1 protein-coding gene is annotated in these 735 nt (G+C 68.8%); it reads right to left on the reverse strand.

Going from position 1 to position 735, the window contains the following annotated elements:
• Positions 1-735, reverse strand: a 735-nt coding sequence (locus ELR45_RS37040; protein ID WP_205856146.1) for an MMPL family transporter, incomplete at both ends; no start/stop codon positions are given.

Raw genomic sequence — 735 nt, forward strand, 5'->3', positions numbered from 1 at the left:
CCGATGCCAGAACCCGTCCTCGGTCTCGGAGTTGGTGTCTGCGCCCGCATCCGCCGCACCTGAGCCCGCGCCATCGCCGTCGTGAGCCGTCTCCGAACGGCGACGCCGAAGCCAGCTGCGCTCGATCCGCCGCCCGAGAACCGCGAACATCGCCGGCAGCACGATGAGCGCAGAGGCGCCGGCCAGCAGCGCGGTGGCGATTCCCGCGTAGCTGATCGAGCGCAGGGCGTCGAGCGGGAACCAGATGAGGGCTGAGAGCGCGATGGCGACCGTGACCGCGGAGAACACGACGGTGCGTCCCGCGGTGCGCATGGTCGCGCCGATGGCCTCGGCCACCGTGCGCCCGCTGCGCAGCTCCTCGCGATAACGGTTCACCATCAGCAGGCTGTAGTCGATCGCCAGGCCGAGGCCGAGCAGCGTGACGACGTTCACCGCCATCACCGAAAGATCGGTCAGTTCGGCCAGCACCCACATCGTGCCCATGCCGAGCAGAACGGTCACCGCCGCCACGGCCAGCGGCAGCGTGGCAGCAAGGATGCTGCCGAAGATGAGGACGAGTGCCACCAGGGTCACCGGGAAGACGATCAGCTCGGCCGTGAAGACGTCCGTCTCGCTCTGCTCCGTCAGCTCGTGTTCGAACATGGCGTAGCCGCCGAGCTGCACCTCCAGACCGTCCTGGCTGCCCTCGTAGTCGGGGACCAGGTCGGTGAGCCGTTCATCGGCCTCGCTGGCGTC

The organism is Phytoactinopolyspora endophytica (assembly GCF_004138495.1).
In the GTDB taxonomy this organism is placed as follows: Bacteria; Actinomycetota; Actinomycetes; order Jiangellales; family Jiangellaceae; genus Phytoactinopolyspora; species Phytoactinopolyspora endophytica.